Annotated in this window: 17 protein-coding genes and 2 pseudogenes; 11 read left to right on the top strand and 8 right to left on the bottom strand. The window is 47.5% G+C overall.

Going from position 1 to position 16,914, the window contains the following annotated elements; genetic code table 11:
- Positions 1 to 3: 3 nt before the first annotated feature.
- Positions 4 to 2,376, bottom strand: coding sequence for a TonB-dependent receptor (locus FKW31_RS15220; RefSeq protein ID WP_150178984.1), 2,373 nt, complete (start codon positions 2,374 to 2,376; stop codon positions 4 to 6).
- 250 nt (positions 2,377 to 2,626) lie between these two features.
- Between FKW31_RS15220 and FKW31_RS15215 the strand changes: the two genes are divergently transcribed.
- The 3 genes and pseudogenes from FKW31_RS15215 (at position 2,627) to FKW31_RS15205 (ending at position 4,195) form a co-directional block, all read left to right on the top strand.
- Positions 2,627 to 3,520: a LysR family transcriptional regulator gene (locus FKW31_RS15215; RefSeq protein ID WP_166443425.1), complete on the top strand. Its 894-nt coding sequence runs from the start codon at positions 2,627 to 2,629 to the stop codon at positions 3,518 to 3,520.
- A 127-nt stretch (positions 3,521 to 3,647) separates the two neighbouring features.
- Positions 3,648 to 3,791 (top strand): annotated as a pseudogene (locus tag FKW31_RS15210) (transposase); the annotation flags it as partial.
- Between the two features lie 122 nt (positions 3,792 to 3,913).
- Positions 3,914 to 4,195: a hypothetical protein gene (locus FKW31_RS15205; protein ID WP_150178982.1), complete on the top strand. Its 282-nt coding sequence runs from the start codon at positions 3,914 to 3,916 to the stop codon at positions 4,193 to 4,195.
- Here the strand turns inward: FKW31_RS15205 and FKW31_RS16725 are convergent.
- Both FKW31_RS16725 and FKW31_RS16720 read right to left on the bottom strand, forming a co-directional pair.
- Positions 4,104 to 4,379 carry a flavin reductase gene (locus FKW31_RS16725; RefSeq protein ID WP_370513074.1) on the bottom strand — a complete coding sequence of 92 codons (276 nt, stop codon included), beginning with the start codon at positions 4,377 to 4,379 and terminating at the stop codon, positions 4,104 to 4,106. The two genes, FKW31_RS15205 and FKW31_RS16725, sit on opposite strands and share 92 nt — an antisense overlap.
- Positions 4,380 to 4,402: 23 nt before the next feature.
- Entirely contained in the window at positions 4,403 to 4,558 is a 156-nt protein-coding gene (locus tag FKW31_RS16720) for a flavin reductase (protein WP_370513073.1), read from the bottom strand.
- A 592-nt stretch (positions 4,559 to 5,150) separates the two neighbouring features.
- On the opposite strand from FKW31_RS16720, the gene FKW31_RS15190 reads away from it, so the two are divergent.
- The 4 genes from FKW31_RS15190 to FKW31_RS15175 all read left to right on the top strand — a co-directional run bounded on the left by FKW31_RS15190 (position 5,151) and on the right by FKW31_RS15175 (position 8,900).
- A complete protein-coding gene (locus FKW31_RS15190) occupies positions 5,151 to 5,315 on the top strand; it encodes an AbrB/MazE/SpoVT family DNA-binding domain-containing protein (protein WP_150178981.1) in 165 nt (54 codons plus the stop codon).
- Positions 5,316 to 5,726, top strand: a complete 411-nt coding sequence (gene vapC, locus FKW31_RS15185; protein WP_150178980.1) for a tRNA(fMet)-specific endonuclease VapC — start codon at positions 5,316 to 5,318, stop codon at positions 5,724 to 5,726. It begins immediately after the preceding gene.
- 406 nt (positions 5,727 to 6,132) lie between these two features.
- Positions 6,133 to 6,522, top strand: coding sequence for a hypothetical protein (locus tag FKW31_RS15180; RefSeq protein ID WP_089179409.1), 390 nt, complete (start codon positions 6,133 to 6,135; stop codon positions 6,520 to 6,522).
- A 23-nt stretch (positions 6,523 to 6,545) separates the two neighbouring features.
- Positions 6,546 to 8,900: a TonB-dependent receptor domain-containing protein gene (locus FKW31_RS15175; protein WP_150178979.1), complete on the top strand. Its 2,355-nt coding sequence runs from the start codon at positions 6,546 to 6,548 to the stop codon at positions 8,898 to 8,900.
- Between the two features lie 18 nt (positions 8,901 to 8,918).
- Here FKW31_RS15175 and FKW31_RS15170 read toward each other — a convergent pair whose 3' ends face one another.
- The 5 genes and pseudogenes from FKW31_RS15170 to FKW31_RS15145 form a co-directional block, all read right to left on the bottom strand.
- Positions 8,919 to 9,488, bottom strand: coding sequence for an SCO family protein (locus FKW31_RS15170; protein ID WP_238332874.1), 570 nt, complete (start codon positions 9,486 to 9,488; stop codon positions 8,919 to 8,921).
- A gap of 757 nt (positions 9,489 to 10,245) precedes the next feature.
- Positions 10,246 to 11,607 (bottom strand): amidase, encoded by a 1,362-nt coding sequence (locus FKW31_RS15155; protein ID WP_150178978.1) that lies wholly within the window; start codon positions 11,605 to 11,607, stop codon positions 10,246 to 10,248.
- 56 nt (positions 11,608 to 11,663) lie between these two features.
- Positions 11,664 to 11,889 (bottom strand): annotated as a pseudogene (locus FKW31_RS16515) (hypothetical protein); the annotation flags it as partial.
- A gap of 113 nt (positions 11,890 to 12,002) precedes the next feature.
- On the bottom strand, positions 12,003 to 12,164 hold the full coding sequence (locus tag FKW31_RS16510; RefSeq protein WP_162269446.1) for a hypothetical protein: 162 nt from the start codon (positions 12,162 to 12,164) through the stop codon (positions 12,003 to 12,005).
- Positions 12,165 to 12,366: 202 nt separating this feature from the next.
- Positions 12,367 to 13,296, bottom strand: coding sequence for a LysR substrate-binding domain-containing protein (locus tag FKW31_RS15145; RefSeq protein WP_150178977.1), 930 nt, complete (start codon positions 13,294 to 13,296; stop codon positions 12,367 to 12,369).
- A 120-nt stretch (positions 13,297 to 13,416) separates the two neighbouring features.
- Here FKW31_RS15145 and FKW31_RS15140 point away from each other — a divergent pair, with 120 nt between their 5' ends.
- The 4 genes from FKW31_RS15140 to FKW31_RS15125 all read left to right on the top strand — a co-directional run bounded on the left by FKW31_RS15140 (position 13,417) and on the right by FKW31_RS15125 (position 16,792).
- Positions 13,417 to 14,286 carry a pirin family protein gene (locus FKW31_RS15140; RefSeq protein ID WP_150178976.1) on the top strand — a complete coding sequence of 290 codons (870 nt, stop codon included), beginning with the start codon at positions 13,417 to 13,419 and terminating at the stop codon, positions 14,284 to 14,286.
- Positions 14,287 to 14,383: 97 nt separating this feature from the next.
- Positions 14,384 to 14,956 carry an NADPH-dependent FMN reductase gene (locus FKW31_RS15135; protein WP_150178975.1) on the top strand — a complete coding sequence of 191 codons (573 nt, stop codon included), beginning with the start codon at positions 14,384 to 14,386 and terminating at the stop codon, positions 14,954 to 14,956.
- Between the two features lie 174 nt (positions 14,957 to 15,130).
- Complete coding sequence (locus tag FKW31_RS15130; protein ID WP_150178974.1) at positions 15,131 to 15,532, top strand: heme-binding protein; 402 nt, start codon at positions 15,131 to 15,133, stop codon at positions 15,530 to 15,532.
- 24 nt (positions 15,533 to 15,556) lie between these two features.
- The gene (locus FKW31_RS15125; RefSeq protein ID WP_150178973.1) at positions 15,557 to 16,792 is read left to right on the top strand and encodes an MFS transporter; all 1,236 of its coding nucleotides are present in this window, start codon (positions 15,557 to 15,559) and stop codon (positions 16,790 to 16,792) included.
- Positions 16,793 to 16,914: the final 122 nt, after the last annotated feature.

The following is a 16,914-nucleotide window of genomic DNA, read 5'->3' as shown; positions in this document are numbered from 1 at the left end:
GTCTTAAAAACCTGTGGAAATAGTGGCAAGTGCTGCAAAACCGCTGCCAATGTAGTAGCTGGGGGCGCTGCCGGAGATGGTGTTGCCGTGGATGCCTGTGGTATCCCGCGCGTTCAGCGTTGGGCTGGCTACCCCGGAAAGATAATGCTCGTTGGTGATGTTGATGAAGTTCATGCGTATTGTGGGCTGGTGCAGGTGATAATGATCTGAAAAGCGATACCCAATGGCCAGATCGCCAGTCGTGTGGTCTGGCATGCGCTCATCGTTCATGAATGTTGCATATTGGTGTCCGGTATAGTGTACTGTTGCGACACCAAAGAGATGACCATCATCATAACTCAGGCCGATGGCGGCTTGCAGTGATGGGCTGCGGACAGCAGTGTGGCCCTTAGTCGGCAGAATATCACCTTCTGCGCTAATGTTATTGTCGATGGTCGCATGTAGGTACTCGCCCGACACATAGGGGCTAAAGTGATGCCACGGCTTTAAACCGACCTCTACATCCACCCCGCGCGATGTCTGTCCACCTGCATTCATGGTTGTCGTAATGATGGAGCCATTTTGGACTGCAAGAGTAGAAATCTGACGATTTGTAAAATTGTAATTAAAGAGCGTCAGGCTTCCTACAAGCCAGCGATTGGATAGGCGGTAGCCTAACTCTTCCGAGATGGAGTATTCGTCACGCAGATTATGGCTTCCCGCAGTGACAAGACCGCCTGAAGAAGGATCATAAGCGTTATAGAGTGCAGTTTGATCGGGCGCTCTGAAGTTTGTGGTAGCATTGAAAAATATCTGGTTATGATCATCAATATGCCAGCGCAGGCCCAGTCTGGGCAGTGGTTCCATGCTATTGGACCCAACTCGATATTGTGGGCCGGGCACGTTATTGGTGCCAGAGCGGTTGAGCATGACAATTTTGAAGCCCAGATCTATGAGCAGTCGGTCATGTAGGAGTGAGATATGGTCCCCTGCAAACAGTGCATTACTTTGGGAAATGGTATGAAAACTGCCTCCTAGCAACTTTTGACCGTTAGCAAGATGAATCTGGCTGTTCGAGTTTTTTGCCCAGATGTCAGCTGAGGAGCCATTGGTTTGCACGGTGGTAAAAGGCTGCTGTTCGTTATCGTCGCCGTAGTCGTACCAATAGCCGAAGACAAAGTCGTTCCATGCCTTTTTATAGTGCAAGGCAACAGTAAACCCGGAGCGGTAGCTGCGTTGCGTGTAGTTTGCTCGCACAACTGCTTCTTCATTCTGTGCGCCAGGCAGATTCAGCGTATCTGGCAAAGTCTGTGTGCCCTGATAAAGGCCACTCTCGCTCAGAATAGTGCCTCCGGGAGCATTGCCATAAGCAAACTGGGCGTAGGGTGTGCTATCAAGTGTCAGGCGGTCAGTCAGACGCAAATGGACAGGTGCCCCTGCATAAAGTGTTCGTTCCGGCTGGCGCCATAGGCGCCAGTAATTGGCTCCGTTGTTCTGGTTGGAAGCATCGTAACGAGCTAGCAGATTGTTAGCGCCTCCAATGCCATCGCTTTTCCAGCTTTCCATACTGGCCTGAGGGTAATAGCTGGTAATAGTGCTGTTAAAGGAACCGAGAAAGCTGGCATGGTTGCCTTGCCCCCATTCCTTAAGAAATTTAAAATCAACGTGTTGTTTTTCGTCACGTCCTGGGCCGCGCCAGTTGTCCGTCGCGCCGTGGGAGTATGAGACAAAACCCCGTAAGCCCGTGTGGGCAATATCTCCTGTATCCATCCGTATGAATTCACGGTTGGTGTTGTAGGAGCCGTAAGAGACACTGGCAAAACCCCCGGCTTTTTTAGTCGGATTACGAAAACTGAGCTGCATAAGCCCGCCCGCAGCGTTAAGCACCGGACTGTCTAGATTGGATGAACCTTGGGCTAGAGCAATTTGCTGATAATTTTCGCTATCAGCAAATTGACCGGGGTAGCCGCTGGAGTATGCCACATCGTTCAGTGGCATACCTTCGAGCACATATCCGATGGAATCCCCACCAAGGCCACGCACACTGATGTCCGTGCTAGGCGAAAAACCAAAGGGATCAGATGTCGCAACGTTTGCGCCGGGCAGGAGGGAGGCGAGCTGAAAAGCTGTCGCCATGGGCGCTTGCTTGTCCATAAAATCGCGGTCAACCGTGCTAACGGCTTTTACCCCATCCTGTTTGTGAATAAGTCCTCCACCGGGCTGGTAGCCATGTACAGTGTTGGCTAGGCCTGTGATGACAATATTTTCTGTCGTGCGGCTTGGCTTGATGGGGGTAGCGGGCGCTACTCTGGCAGGTTTTCTGGGCGCAACATTATGTGCTGTTGCGAGTGGTTGTGGCGCAGAGGCGCTGTTTGCAGCCTGAACGGATGCAGACATAATAAGCAGGCTACAAGCAGAGACCCCGGCGCACAAAAAAGATTTGCGTCTTTTGGCAAGAGGATGAAGTGCCAACAATACGGTGTGGGCATTGTTCATGCGGGGTTTTGGCATAAGATTCTCACGGGTATATTCACTTTATTTTTGTGTGATATATAAAAATACCAACTAAAAATAGATATTTGTGTTTCGCTCTGTTATTCAACTATGGAATAGTGGATTAAATATATACCGGTTTATGGTGGGTAATATGAATATGGAACACCTTCGTGCCTTTCTTTTTTTGGCAGAAAGGGGAAATTTCTCGGATGCTGCTCGTGACATGGGCATGTCACAACCGTCATTAAGCAAAAAAATCCGTCGGCTAGAAGACGTGCTGGGGGCTGATCTTTTTATGCGTACTACGCATCAGACAAGCTTAAGTGCTTTCGGACGAAATTTTTTGGATGAAGCCCGTAATCTGCTCGACCATTCAAACCGTGTCATGGAACGAGGGCAAAAGTTAGCCCGAGGGCGTGCGGGAACAATACGGATCGGGTTTACTTTTTCAGTCATGGATCTGCTAACGACTATTTTGCCACAATTTAGCGAAAATGACGGCAGGTTTGATATTGTGCTGGAAGACATGTCATCCGGGGAGCAGGAACATGCACTTAAAACAGGTCAAATAGATGTGGGGTTTATGCGTCACGGACGCAATGAGGAGTTGAACTTTCTTTCCTTGACGCATGATAATTTGGTGTTGTTGGTGCCTCGTAATCGTCATGATATTGTAGGACTTGCAGATATATCCAGTTCAAATTTACCATTAGTACGATTTAAAAAAACATTTTCATACGGAATCTATGATCGGACGGAGCAGATATTAAATGCGAGTTTAGTACAGCCTGCTTATACCTTATGGTTTAATGAGAGTCTCAGTGTCATTCAGGTTGTGTGCTCAGGCTTGGCATGTGCAATAATCCATCGCTCCAGTTTATCTATACTGTCTGAAACAGAAAAAAACTTTACCGTTCATGAGATAAGACATCCGTCTGCTCGGTGGGAAGTGGGTATGGCTACGTACGATGTCGGAATTAATCCAGCACGGGATATATTTCGTCAGAAAATTTTTTCTTATTACAATTTAGAGAAGTTTGTATAATTTCTTAAGTTATTTAGTGTTAACGTTTAAGATTGGAAGTAATATTAGAATAATACGCGTTTAAATAAAGAATAGTATTTACGTTACCCTTCGACTTGAAGCAAGGCCTGTCCACTGGAGACAGATGATGAAGAAAGTGCGTTTCACGCAGGATCGGATCATTGGGATACTGAGAGAACATTAGGCGGACGTATCTGTGGCCGATCTGTGCAACAAGCACGGGATCAGCGATGCGACGTTCTATACCGAGCGCTCAAAATACGGTGGCATGGTAAGTGTCTGAGATCAAGCAAGCTCATTGAAACCGAAAAAGCACAGCACAGAACACGATAATCGTTGTCCATATCTTTAGATGGTCTGCCTTTCGACGAACACATTAGGCTAGTGCTATCCGTGCTCGCTCACGACACAAAATGCAACGATAACGATTCGGGACAAGCGGACACAGATGGAACTAGCGTCAAAGCATGGCATCCATCAGATGATGATCATCTAATGGATGCATATGGTGGTCGAGGATATGATTGCTCTTTGAGTGATATTTTAAAAAGTAACCTAGAATTTCAACATCGGAAAAATTACTTCAAGAGCATATATGATGAAAACTTTTACCAAACCAGGATAAAGCTTGATGATTTTCCTCATGAAAAACAATATCCTGAATATGAGATATAATAATATCATGAGAAACAGACGGTAAGGTTTCGATAATACGTTTTACCAAAGTCACTGAATCATCAGCAATAACTGGGGATGCTTCTTGATCAACAATCCATTCGTTATCTTTGAATTTTTCTTCCTGTGCAGGTGATCCAGATGCAAAACGGAATGCAAGAGTTCCATGGTCAGGTTTAAGAATTCTGATACTTAATTTACGGTTTTCTAAAAAGCTTCATAAGATATATTATCTCGGTTAATATAGAATAATAGCGTGGGTGAGGACAGACTGACACTACAAATTTCTGATACTGTAAGCCCATGTCGACCAAATTGCCCATCGGTAGCTACAAGAAAAACGGGTGCATTCAGCAAGCTCATTGCATTTCGGAATGCTTCTGAAGAAACCTGGTCTGATTGTTTTTTTGGTGACTTTGCTTTCATCATGTAATCTTTCTACTTTAGTGTATGGGTATCGACATGCGTTATATAGTCAGTCTCAATCTCACCTACTATGATAGGAAGGTAGATGGACTGTATTAGCTGCATCAAGCCAGCTACGGGATACGTAATTGAAGCCCCATTGACACTCAGCCCCTTGATGGCGTGATGCATCATTCTGAACATAATCATTCTGTGTGTTTGTATAAGCTGCTCCCGTAACCTTGCAACTTGCGGTGATTATGTACCATTTTCTCCACGGAGAGTGTAGAGCATGTGGCGCGATACATTTATCAGCATCAAGACTGGCCGGACTTTCATTGGGATATAAGCACTATTTTCCGTGGGCAGATGGAAGAGCCACTGCATCACCTGTCCGGATTGTAGGTATGTGGTGAGGAGGGGCCCGAAATTACGGGACAGCTTCGTTCAAACGGGATATACATGATGCATATCCATGAGGAGAAATAGCGGACGCTGACCCGTACGACACTCTTTCTATCCAACCGTTCGCAGGTTGCGTCTGCCGAAGATGGTTGCCTTCGGGGAGCGGGTGCGTGACGTCGTCATTGTGTCCGAAGATTCACGACGGATCATCGCTCCCGCTGACGCAGCGTGGGATGATTTCTTTGCGGCTCCCGGCGTGGATCTGGGGGAGCGGAACCAGCCGGCCATGCAGGAACGTGAGGTACTTTGAATGCTGCGTTACCTGCTGGATACGAACCTCTGTATCCGGGTATCGCGGGATCGGCCGCAGAGGTTGCGTCCGAGGTTCAACAGTTATGCGGAGGAACTCTGCATTTCGGACGTGGTTTTTTATGAGCTGCTTTATGGCGCGGAACGCTCGTCAGATCCCGTGCGCACAAGGCGTGAGGTCGAGCACTTCGCGGCAAGGCTGGCGGTGCTGCCATTCGACAGTGAAGCGACCGCCCATACGGCGGACATTCGGGCCGAACTTGAACGGAATGGCCGTATCATAGGTCCGTATGATCTCATGATTGCCGGACATGCCCGGAGCAGAGGGCTGATTGTGGTGACGGGGAACTTTCGGGAATTCCAGCGGGTGGAGGGTCTTCGAACTGAGGACTGGCTGACTGACACGGTCTGACCGAAAGAGGTCTCAGTGAGATAGAATATTGATCAAAACGATTGTTTATCAATCGACTATGCCATGCAGCGAACCTCTCTACGAACCCACTGACAAGCAGCAGTTTTCTTTGGTTGCAGGCCCCCGTAACAAGATTTTTTGTTTATTATCAAATGCTTATACAGGGTCGTGGGCGGCCTTTGGCGTTTCTTCAACGCCAACTTGCAATGCAAGCCCAGCTAGGTTCTTAGGCTTGGCGGGGTTTTGCGTAATGACCCGCCTCAACAGGCGTCTAAATCACTAGAATAATACATAATGGTGTCCGCGGCGGGATTCGAACCCACGGCCCCAGGATTCATACCACCGAGACAAAAGCGTTGGTAAATCTGATCTGGTGAATCAGAGTAATCTACGGTAGTCATTATGGATGTTAACTCGCTCTCACAGCTTGCTTCAGTCAGTGGTCTTTTGGCCACTGGTGCTGCTTGCTCTGGTCGCACGGCTGACATTTGGTGGAGTTGTTTCCCCGGTCGCTTTGGTTGAAGATCCACTCAAAGATCTCATAAAACTGAGTATTCTTTGCGATGATCAGAAACCGCTTTCTGATCCTGATGGACAGCATCACCACACGACAGATTCGCAGGACGATAGTTTTCTTCTTTCTGAAGTGCTTGAGCTTTTTTTACTCAGTGTTGCGTTCTGTATTTTTGCTGGGTTGATTGCTGAATGTGTGTGCCGAACATGGATGTTTGCACCTATCCGTGGGCCGCCTACGCCAAAACGTACGTCTCTCTGTCCGCAAGGACCTCCCGTCTGACCTGAAATTACAGGGTTGCTCGCGTGTTTTGGCACGCGGGCTTTTCGTGTTGTTTATTCAGGTTCAGAATCATGTTTCATGTTTATGGCACCCCTCTTCGGTTTTCCGGAGTGATGGTGGCTGTCACTCTTTTTTCCGCAGCTCAGATGGCCCATGCACGTTCTCAAATACAGCATGGTAAGCTCGTATCCCCGATGGGGAAGCAGGCAAAAACTGAACAGGTTACGGTAAAGGGAAATAGCTGCGTTTCCGCAACAACGCATCCCGCAGGGCAAACAACGTACCATTCTGATCGCGGCAACTTTGGTAATCAGGTCGGGCAAAGTGTTGCGGATATGGTTGTGACCATTCCCGGCGTGAGCTTCACGCAAGGGAATGGCCCACGGGATACAGTGGTTTCTGTAAGAGGTTCGGGAGACCGTCAGTCTTACGGGTTAAAAAACCTACAGGTGCTGGAAGACGGCTTCCCGATGACACAGCCTGATGGAACCGCTCGTGCCGATCTCATCGATCCACATGCTTATGCGGGTGTGGATGTTTTTGAAGGCCCGGCATCAACTCTCTACGGCAATTATGCCATTAACGGTGCGATCAATTTTCGTACCCGAAAAGGAGCCGATATTCATGGTCTTGAGGTGGGTTCGGATTTTGGTAGCTTCGGAATGTTCAATAATTACGCAACGTTGGGGCTTGGTAATAAACATTATGATCTCATGATCTTTGGGAGTGACGTGCGGGGAAATGGGTTTATTGCCAATAGCCGTTACAACACTTCAACAGAAAATGTGCGGTTGCGTGTTAACCTCACATCATCAGATCGGCTTATCTTGAAATTTGTAAACAACGTTACGGATGCTTTTTTACCCGTGCGGCTATCGCTTAACCAGTATCGGGCCAATCCCTACCAGCAGGGATGTTATAATGCTGTAAATGCAGCAACAGGATGTGCATCCGTTAATCTGTTGGTGAATGGTCGTTACGGAACAAAGGAAGCCATGAGCCCAGAAGCTGCTGGTTTGGGCCGTTTTGACCGCCGCACAGTTGTTGGCTTGCGTTGGGAACATGATTTCAATGCGCGCACAATCTGGCGTAACCAGTTTACCTATGATCAACGCCATATTGATCAGCCGACATCGCCAGTAGCGTATGTTGGCCCGTACAATTCCTACAATGCCAGCAGCGATATAACGAACCATGCACGTCTTGGTGGTAAATCACTGGAAACTTTTGGCGGGATCAGTTTTGATTATCTCGACTTTGGCTCTCAGACCTACAATATCATGCCGCTTGGTGGGGCTACTCGTGGTGCAATGAGTTCGGAATCCTATGGGCACCAGTGGAATTTAGGTGCGCGGTTTCAGGAGGACTGGCATTTTGCCCCCAACTGGCACGTAGTGGTGGGGCTTGGGGGAACATACTCGGATATTGGGGCTACCGAGACGCTTTACAGTTATTCTGCCACAGGCCGGGATCAGCGCTATATTACGGCCAATCGCTTCTACTTCAATTTAGCTCCCGAAGGAGCATTGATTTACACACCATCAAAAAAATGGACGTTTCATACCCGTGTTGGCACTGCCTATGGAACACCGTCATCTTCAAATCTATTCATTACGCCGCAGGGGCAATATGGTAACAATACACAACTGAAAAGCCAGACAAGTGTTGGTATTGATCTTGGTGCCGATTGGCATCCATCTTCCAACATGACTATTCAAGCAACGGGTTTTTACGAATTTTATAATAATGAACTTGTTAGCCAGTCTGCCGGTGTGAATACCGTGGGTTCCTATACGTTTAATGCGCCAGCATCCCAGCATCGGGGGATTGTTTTGGGGGTGGAGTGGAAGCCGCTTCCTACAATGCTACCGGGAGGACGTATAAAGCTTAGTTATACTTATGATAATCAGGTTTATACAAATTACACTGAGGTTCTTTCAAATAGTACCGTCTCACGCAGTTTCAGTCGTAAAGGAAATTATATTCCGGGCGTGATTCCCAATTTTCTTAATGCACGTTTTTTGTACGATCAGCCTGATGGTGCCTTGGAAGGGCTTGGTGGTTACGCTGAGGTGACTTGGCGGGATTCCTACTGGCTGGATAACGCCAATCGTTTGAAAGCTCCCGGTTACGCATTGTTGAATCTGGAAGTGCATTATAATCCGCCAACACGGCTTGGGTGGGCACATCGGTTACACTGGTATTTCGAAGTGCAGAATGTTGCAAACCAAACCTATATTGCAGGGGCGACCAACATCAGTGACAGTTTGCAGAGCAACGGACAGCAGGCAACGGCGCGTATGCTCATGAATAGTACTGGTTCTATTTATGCAGGCTCACCCAGGGCGTATTTTGGTGGTGTGCGTATCCGGTTTTGATGAAGGGCTGATAAACTTTTATGATGGATGGTTTTTGGGTGGTGGCAAAAGCTGTTTAAGTTCAAGTGCAATGTGATGGGCGCTGGAATCTACCGGTATCATACCAGCTAGGTGGTTCTGGCCGTCCATCAGATACAAGAGCGAACTATGATCCATAAGATAACCAGCCCCATTACTTGTACGATACCGTGCGGAGACATGAAATGCAGCCATTATAGGCTGAAGTTGTGCTTCGGTTCCGGTTAGACCCACAATACGTGGTGAAAAACGTTGTATATATTCTTTTACAACAGCCGGTGTATCTCGTGCGGGGTCAACCGAGATGAAAACGGGTGTAATATTCTGCCCGAGCGGCCCGAACTCCTCCAGTGCAGCCGATACGGTTGCAAGTGTCAGGGGACAAACATCTACGCAATGTGTGTAACCAAAGTAGATGAGCGTATAACGGCCTTGAAAATCAGTTTGTGAGACTACGTGCCCGTTTTCATCAGTCAGGGCATAAGGCCCACCAATTTGGGTATGGGAATGTGATGTTAGGACTGCCCGCAGCCCTGTTGCTGCGATAAGCAAAGCAAAGATAATTCCCATAACAGGCAAAATTGTTTTCCAATTTTGTTGGCGTGGAGAGGGAGGCTTTCTCCTGTCAGATATGGTTTTGCGTGGGCTTTTCTGGGTCATAACCATATTATAGCAAATAGCGGATATATGTGCAGCAAAGCATTATCACTGCATTATGGAAGAACCTTTTCTTGTAAGGGGCCGTATATTTTGGGGAAGGATAGGAACAGGCTTTGTCCATTTAGCGCGAAACAGAACTGATGGACTTTGTTAACGGGGATGATAACGTTTTGTACACTCTTCCCATAAGCATTGTTGTTTCCATTCTGTGTAAGGCTAAATCCATCTCCGGCCAGCAGCATGGAAGTGCATTGAGAGAACAGAAGGGTTGCCAGCATATTTCATCATTGCCGCCATGGTAGAGTATTAATGCCTTCATCATGTATAGGGCCCTTAATACCGTAATTGCAGGAGTGATTGTTGTCTGATCTATATCTGAATTGCAAAGAGATAAAAGTGATGACAACAATACTTATAATAGGTGCAAGCACAGGATTTGGTCATGAAGTTGTAATTTGATTGGCTGCAAAAGGCTGCATGGAATTAGAAAGTTACCGATGGGCTTGGTGAGCGCGCGGCTCTTGTGCAGAAAGCTTACGATATCAGGCCGGGAACTCCGGCCTGATACAGTTCTCAGAATTTTATGAATAATTCTTCGGTAGCTGCTTTACAAAAAGCAGGCAGACTGTCTGCCCATTTGGCTTCCTAATTATTGTATCAGTAGTTCTTAGGAGGCCAGAATATGTTCGATCTGTGCAGCGATACGGAAAAGAATATGATCTTCCGCATGACGGCCCATAATCATGAGCCCTACCGGTGCTTCACCCATCTGATGACACGGCAAGCTGATGGCGCATAAATCAAGAAAATTGGCGATAGTGGTATTGCGCAATAAGAGCAGGTTGGTTGCCACATAACGAGTGTTATCATGCATATCGCTAATTTTGGGAGCGATAATGGGCACGGTTGGCAAAATAACAGCATCATAATGGTTCATGATATCTGCTGCCTGTTGGATCAATTTGGTTCTGCTTTGCCGTAAAGAAATGTAATCCACAGCGTTCTGCTCGTAACCTCGTAGAATACGTTGCAATACAAAAGGATCGTAAACGCTACGGTGCCTTTCTAGCAAAGGTTGATGCCAAGCAAGAGATTCAGCAGCGGGAAACCCTCCCTTGCTGTTGGCTTGAGGAATTTCTTTAAGGGGTGGGCAGGTAAATGTTTCCAGCATAACGCCGTTTTTGGAAAGTCTGCGTAAACAATTTTCCCATGTATGGGCAACTGTGTCGTCCATATCTTCCATAACAGAAGTGCTAAGAATACCTAGGCGAAGTGTGCTGCCTTCTCGTCCGGTTGGAGCATCCTGTATACGAAGTGTTCCGGTTGCCATCAGGCTATCTGTAGCCCAACAGCACTTTACGGTGCGGCCAATACTTCCAATGGAATCCAAAGTAGAAGAAAGAGGAACCGTACCTTTGGTAGAAATGCGGCGTGCAGTGGGCTTAAAGCCAACAAGGCCGGTAAGTGCTGCTGGAATACGACAGGAGCCGCCTGTATCGCTGCCAATGCCTACAAATGCCATGTTGTCCGAGACCGAAATGGCAGCTCCAGAAGAAGATCCTCCGGGAATGTGTTTTTCATGCCTGTGCCATGGATTGGCCGGAGTGCCAAAATGCGGATTGATGCCAATGCCCGAGAAAGCAAATTCGGTCATGGTCGTTCTGCCAATACTAATAAGTCCTGCTTGCTTCAGGCGTTCAATAGCAGGCGCGTCCATGCTTGCAGGCGGGGCATCTGCTAACACCATGGAGCCAGCTCTGGTAATGGAACCAGCTTCATCAAAGAGATCTTTAACAGAGATGGGGAGCCCAGCTAAAGGAGATGGCGCTTGTCCCTGACACCGCAATCTATCTATGGCATCGGCTTGCCTGCGCGCAGCCGTAGCATGCACAGATACGAAGGTGCGCGCTCCTTCTCCATGAGGTTCTGCAATGTTGTCTAAAGCATTTTCTACCAGTTTGCGGGCTGTTGTGCGGTTATCAGCAAGTGCCTGCGCTGCATGAAACATGGAAGAGAAGGAAGAGGGCATCGGGCAGTTCCGTGTTTATTGGCTGTCGATCCATGACAGGAATAGATTTAAGTGTATCATGGTTGGCCTATAGCCAAAGCAAAAGACAGGCAATGCAAGCTTAATGTGAATATCTGCTTTTGCGACATCACCATGCTTTTGGCCAATTCAATAAGAATATTTCTAACAGCAACAGAGTTCATACACGCGGGATTTGCCTAGAACAATCACTTTGCTGGCAACAGACCAAGGCAGAATAGTAAAACCAATGCCAGTAGCAACAGTATCCTGAAGTGTTAGAAGTCGGGCAGGAATAGTTCACAAACGGTAAAAGATAGGAGATGAGAAACACTCTCTTTAAGATTTTTCACTTAAAGAGAGTGCCGTTTTACAAGGCGCGTTAAAAACAAACATATTTATTTTTTGGGTTTTTTAGTGGGTTTTTCAGGTGGTTCTCTATCTCCGGTAAAACCACTTCTGGACGGTGGGTCACTTGCAGGAAAGCTTTCATCTAAAGCTTCATCAAGTTTTTTATCTTGAGCTTGTTTTTTGCTGTCTTTGTTTTTCTTTTCGGCCATAACAAACCTCATACATATGACTGTGGAAACAAGCCGCACCAAAAATGACAGAATTTTTGAGTGTCTGCCTGATTGGTGTAGGGCGTTTAGATACAACGTTCCCGGCAAGTAAGGTTTCCGTTTTTGAGCATCTGAAAAATGATTTTGTTTTCTGCTAATCAGATTATAAGAACTGAGAGGTCTGTTTTGTAGATATACTTTTTTATGCAGAGGGTATTTTAAAAATTTCTGTGGCCAAGTTACGTTGGGCACGGCATTCTTTCGCCAGAAAATCTAGCAAAGCGCGAACAGCGGGAACAAGCCCGCGACGAGATGGAAACACAGCGTGAATAATACCAGCTTGCGGATGCCAGTCTGGAAGAACGCGTATCAGGTGACCTGCCTCAATATCTTGCCAAACCATCATGGTGGGCATTTGCACGATACCAGCACCTACAAGGGCAGCTTCGCGCAGCACAGCCATATCGTCTGTTGCCAATCGTGGTTCATGAAAAATGGTGGCTGTTTGTCCTTCCTGATTTTCCAGTAACCATGAGTGTGAACCCGGTGTGGTATGAAAATCCAAGCTGGGAAAGGCGTTTAAATCTGCCGGGGAAGATAGTGGGTGCTGCACAAGGGTTGGTGCTGCAATCAAACACTGCGTACTGGTATCAAGCGTGCGCATAACAAGATCTGATGAAGCAATGGGCGGAAACCGCACGCGTATTGCAAGGTCCATACCTTCTTTCAGGACATCTACGCGCCGGTTGGTGCTTTCAAGTTGTAGCGTTACGGCTGGATACAGCATGATAAAGCGGGCAAGTAAGGCACCAAACTGAAAGTTCAGCAAAGCTACAGGGCAGCTTAAGCGCACAAGCCCACAGGGTTCGGTTTGAAGCTGGGCTACAGATCGCTCTGCCGTATCTGCTTTTTCCAACATGGCAATACAGTGTTCATAAAATCGGTGTCCTGTTTCCGTAACGCTAAAATGGCGTGAGGAGCGTTGGATCAGGCGCGTATGCAGGCGCTCTTCAAGAAGGCGGATACGGCGGCTGAGGAGAGATTTCTGTAGGCCAGTTGCACGAGCCGCCGCTGAAAATCCACCATATTTTACAACCTGTACAAAATATCCAAAGTCATTCAGGTCTCTCATTGTCCTACCTATGAAACGCAATGTTTTATTTAGGAATCTTTATGCGACGATAAGAAGAGCGCATGTTTCGTGTCAACAAAAGGCGCATAAAGCGCTCTTGCTTCAGACAGGACAAAAGTCATGCAGAAGAAAATTCTTGGTCGTTATGGAAATGAGCGTGGACACTGGGTAGGTGATGGTTTTCCTGTACGCTCTCTGTTTTCCTATACGGATTTTGGTGAGCACCTCAGCCCGTTTCTGCTGTTAGACTATGCAGGCCCGCATAAGTTTGCGCCAACAGATACACGGCGCGGTGTAGGCCAGCATCCACATAAAGGGTTTGAAACCGTTACCATTGTTTATGATGGTGAAGTGGAGCACCGTGATTCATCTGGCGGTGGTGGCATTATTGGCCCTGGTGATGTGCAGTGGATGACAGCAGGCAACGGTATCCAGCACGAGGAATTTCATTCTCCAGCTTATGCAAAAGCTGGGGGAGATTTCCGGATGGTGCAGTTATGGGTCAATTTGCCAGCTCAAGATAAAGGCGCGCCAGCAGGCTATCAAACCCTACAGGCTGCGGAAATTCCAACCATTGCATTGCCGGATAATACGGGCAGCCTGCGGATTATCGCGGGAGACTATGAAGGTGAGCATGGGCCTGCGCGCATTTTCTCTCCACTTAACGTGTGGGATGGAAAGCTGGAAGAGGGCGCGCACGTCACGCTTTCTCTCCCTGCGGGGCATAATGCCGCTATTGTTTCGCTTGAAGGAAAGTTGATTGTAAATGGCGCGGAGGAAGTAGGAAACGCACAATTTGTGCTGTTGGATCAGGAAGGCACAGAGGTAACATTACAAGCTACCAAAGTCTCCAGCTTTCTTATTTTAACTGGTGCGCCTTTGAATGAACCTATTGCCGGATATGGGCCTTTTGTCATGAACACGCGGGAGGAAATCCGTCAGGCAATTGAAGATTTTAACAGTGGGCGTTTTGGCAACATTTCAGACTGATACATCGTGGCATGTATCGCAACGATCATGCTGCTTGCACGTCATGTCATCCATGACAGGCTATTTTTCAATAAACACTTCAAGGCAGGACAGAAGCATGACACAGGAAAAAGAACATCTACATTTTGTAACTGTATTGGGGAGCCTGCGTAAGGCATCTTATAATGGTATTGTGGCGCGCACGTTACCTGCATTGGCTCCAGATGGAATAACTATTTCAGCGCTTGGTTCTATCGCTGATTTTCCGCATTATAATCAGGATGTGCAGGAGCAGGGTTTTCCTGCTTCTGTGCTAACAATGGGGGAGCAGATCAGGGTAGCAGATGGCGTTATTATTGTAACGCCAGAATATAATTATTCCGTGCCGGGTGTGCTTAAAAATGCGCTTGATTGGCTTTCTCGCCTTACGCCGCAACCGTTTGCGCGCAAACCCGTCGCGCTGCAAACGGTCTCACCGGGCATGATTGGTGGTGCCCGTGCGCAGTATCACATACGCCAGAGCATGGTGTTTATGGATGCCCTTGTGTTGAATAGGCCGGAAGTGATGATCAGCCAGGCAGCGGATAAATTTGATACAGACAAGCTGGAACTAACAGACGAGAAAACACGCGCTTTTCTCACGCGCCAGATACAGGCCTTGGCAGATATGGTACACAGAGAACAAAAATAGACTATCTGGGGATTTGTGAGGCTAAAGATAAAAATTAATAAGAGCCTCACGCTTCATTTATAATAAGAATATGTTCCTTATCGTTAAATAAATGTGTTTTGTGTATAATTTCTCTTTCATTTAAGAGCGAGATGAGTAGTCTGCGCGCTTTTCTTCGTGCAGGAGTTTTGTTTCATGAAGCTTTCTTTGGCTTTATCTATGCTAGATGCTGCCTTGGCAGAGGCGCGTCGGCTTGAAGTAAGCGTATGTGTGTCCATTGTGGATGCCGCAGCATGGCCAGTGGTTTTTGCTCGGATGGATGAAGCACCTTTAGGTGTGGTTGATGTGAGCCAAAAAAAGGCGCGCACAGCAGCTTTGTTCCAGATGGACAGTGCGGACTTTGCCGCAAAAGGCCGCCCGGATGGTGAGGCCTATACGCTGGAGAATACAAACGGCGGTTTAACCAGCTTTGGCGGTGGGCTGGTGATTAAAGCCGCAGATGGCTCTTTTTTAGGTGCCATAGGTGTTTCTGGTGCCAAAACGGAAGATGATATTGCAATTGCCCGTGTTGCAATGAAACAGGCCGTAAAGAACTGAAATTTCTTATTTTTGAGTTTTTAAATGACAACTGCTCCTCAGCCTCCTCCCGTACCGACCTCGTTTATTGAGCCGCCTCATGGGCGTGCTGCCGCTTTATTCATTCTTACTTTCGGCACTTTTGTTGTTGGAACAGGTGAATTTGCCATTATGGGCATGCTGCCAGAATTTGCTCGTTCCTTACATCTGTCTGCGGCATATGCAGGATATGCCATTACGGCATATGCTTTGGGCGTGGTAATTGGCGCACCGCTTATTACCATTCTGGGCGCGCGCCTTTCCCGTCGGGAACTGCTTCTTTCTTTATTGGTGTTGTTTTGTTTCGGGAATTTCCTAAGCATTTGCATGCCCACGCCAGAGTTGGTTGAAGTTGCACGGTTTATTACCGGCCTGCCGCATGGGGCATTGTTTGGTATTTCTGCGCTTGTTGCGGCTTCAATGGTAGAGCGCTCTCGCCGTGGGTGGGCTGTGGGGCGGGTTCTGTCTGGCATTGCCATTTCTACTCTGGTAGGCGCACCGTTTTCTACATTTGCAGCGGATCATTTCGGCTGGCGTGTGGCGTACCTTATTATTGGTCTGTTTGGTTGTATTACCTTTTTGGGGGTATGGCGCTATATTCCAGCAGACCAGCCCAACCGCAAAAACTCACCACTTAAAGAAGTTGCTGCTATGGGTAACACTCAGGTTTTGCTTACGTTGCTGGCAGCCGCTATTGGCTTTGGCGGCATGTTTGCCATTTATACCTATCTTACCAGTATCTTGCAGAATGTAACCCATGTGCCGGAATGGTCTGTCATGCTTTACATGGTTATTTGGGGCATGGGCATGCTGGTTGGAGCAAATGCAGGTGCGTGGCTTGTAGATCGTAAATTGGATCTGGCTGCAATTCTGGCGCTTGGTGGCAGTGCTGTTGTTATGCTGGGTTTTTCTACGGTGTTACATCAGCCGTTGCTTTTGGCGCTTGCTGTCTTTCTTATCCCTACATTTGTAAATGGCTTGGGGCCAGCCTTGCAAACACGTTTGATGGATTTTGCAGGAGATGCCCAAACTTTGGCGGCTTCCCTCAACCACTCTGCATTTAATATTGCTAATGCATTAGGGGCAGCATTGGGCAGTATGCTGCTGGCGCATCAGTTTGGATATTCTGCGCTAGGCATTGGTGGGGCTATTCTTTCAGCAGGTGGCCTGGTTGTGTATTTGCTGGCAATTCTGGTGTTGCGCCGGAGCGGGCAGAAGGAAATCAGGCAACCTATTTCCTGAATAGGAATGTTAGAGTGTTATAACAAATAAGGTTTTAACGCTTTATACTCTTGTTCTACATTGAGTTCTGCACGAACGCTTTAAGCTGGAAGGCTCATATGTCTTCCAGCTTTTTTGTATCT

It is taken from the genome of Acetobacter sp. DmW_136, assembly GCF_008690365.1.
GTDB classification, from domain to species: domain Bacteria; phylum Pseudomonadota; class Alphaproteobacteria; order Acetobacterales; family Acetobacteraceae; genus Acetobacter; species Acetobacter oryzifermentans.
Note: the sequence above shows the minus strand (reverse complement) of the source record. Positions and strands in the feature narration are given on the sequence as shown.

Bases quoted from the DNA above. Each gene is read 5' to 3' on its own strand.
- FKW31_RS15220 (WP_150178984.1), bottom strand. From the start codon at position 2,376: ATGTCTGCATCCGTTCAGGCTGCAAACAGCGCCTCTGCGCCACAACCA.
- FKW31_RS15215 (WP_166443425.1), top strand. From the start codon at position 2,627: ATGAATATGGAACACCTTCGTGCCTTTCTTTTTTTGGCAGAAAGGGGA.
- FKW31_RS16720 (WP_370513073.1), bottom strand. From the start codon at position 4,558: ATGAGCTTGCTGAATGCACCCGTTTTTCTTGTAGCTACCGATGGGCAA.
- FKW31_RS15190 (WP_150178981.1), top strand. From the start codon at position 5,151: ATGGTTGCCTTCGGGGAGCGGGTGCGTGACGTCGTCATTGTGTCCGAA.
- vapC (WP_150178980.1), top strand. From the start codon at position 5,316: ATGCTGCGTTACCTGCTGGATACGAACCTCTGTATCCGGGTATCGCGG.
- FKW31_RS15180 (WP_089179409.1), top strand. From the start codon at position 6,133: ATGTTAACTCGCTCTCACAGCTTGCTTCAGTCAGTGGTCTTTTGGCCA.
- FKW31_RS15170 (WP_238332874.1), bottom strand. From the start codon at position 9,488: ATGGGAATTATCTTTGCTTTGCTTATCGCAGCAACAGGGCTGCGGGCA.
- FKW31_RS15155 (WP_150178978.1), bottom strand. From the start codon at position 11,607: ATGCCCTCTTCCTTCTCTTCCATGTTTCATGCAGCGCAGGCACTTGCT.
- FKW31_RS16510 (WP_162269446.1), bottom strand. From the start codon at position 12,164: ATGGCCGAAAAGAAAAACAAAGACAGCAAAAAACAAGCTCAAGATAAA.
- FKW31_RS15145 (WP_150178977.1), bottom strand. From the start codon at position 13,296: ATGAGAGACCTGAATGACTTTGGATATTTTGTACAGGTTGTAAAATAT.
- FKW31_RS15140 (WP_150178976.1), top strand. From the start codon at position 13,417: ATGCAGAAGAAAATTCTTGGTCGTTATGGAAATGAGCGTGGACACTGG.
- FKW31_RS15135 (WP_150178975.1), top strand. From the start codon at position 14,384: ATGACACAGGAAAAAGAACATCTACATTTTGTAACTGTATTGGGGAGC.
- FKW31_RS15130 (WP_150178974.1), top strand. From the start codon at position 15,131: ATGAAGCTTTCTTTGGCTTTATCTATGCTAGATGCTGCCTTGGCAGAG.
- FKW31_RS15125 (WP_150178973.1), top strand. From the start codon at position 15,557: ATGACAACTGCTCCTCAGCCTCCTCCCGTACCGACCTCGTTTATTGAG.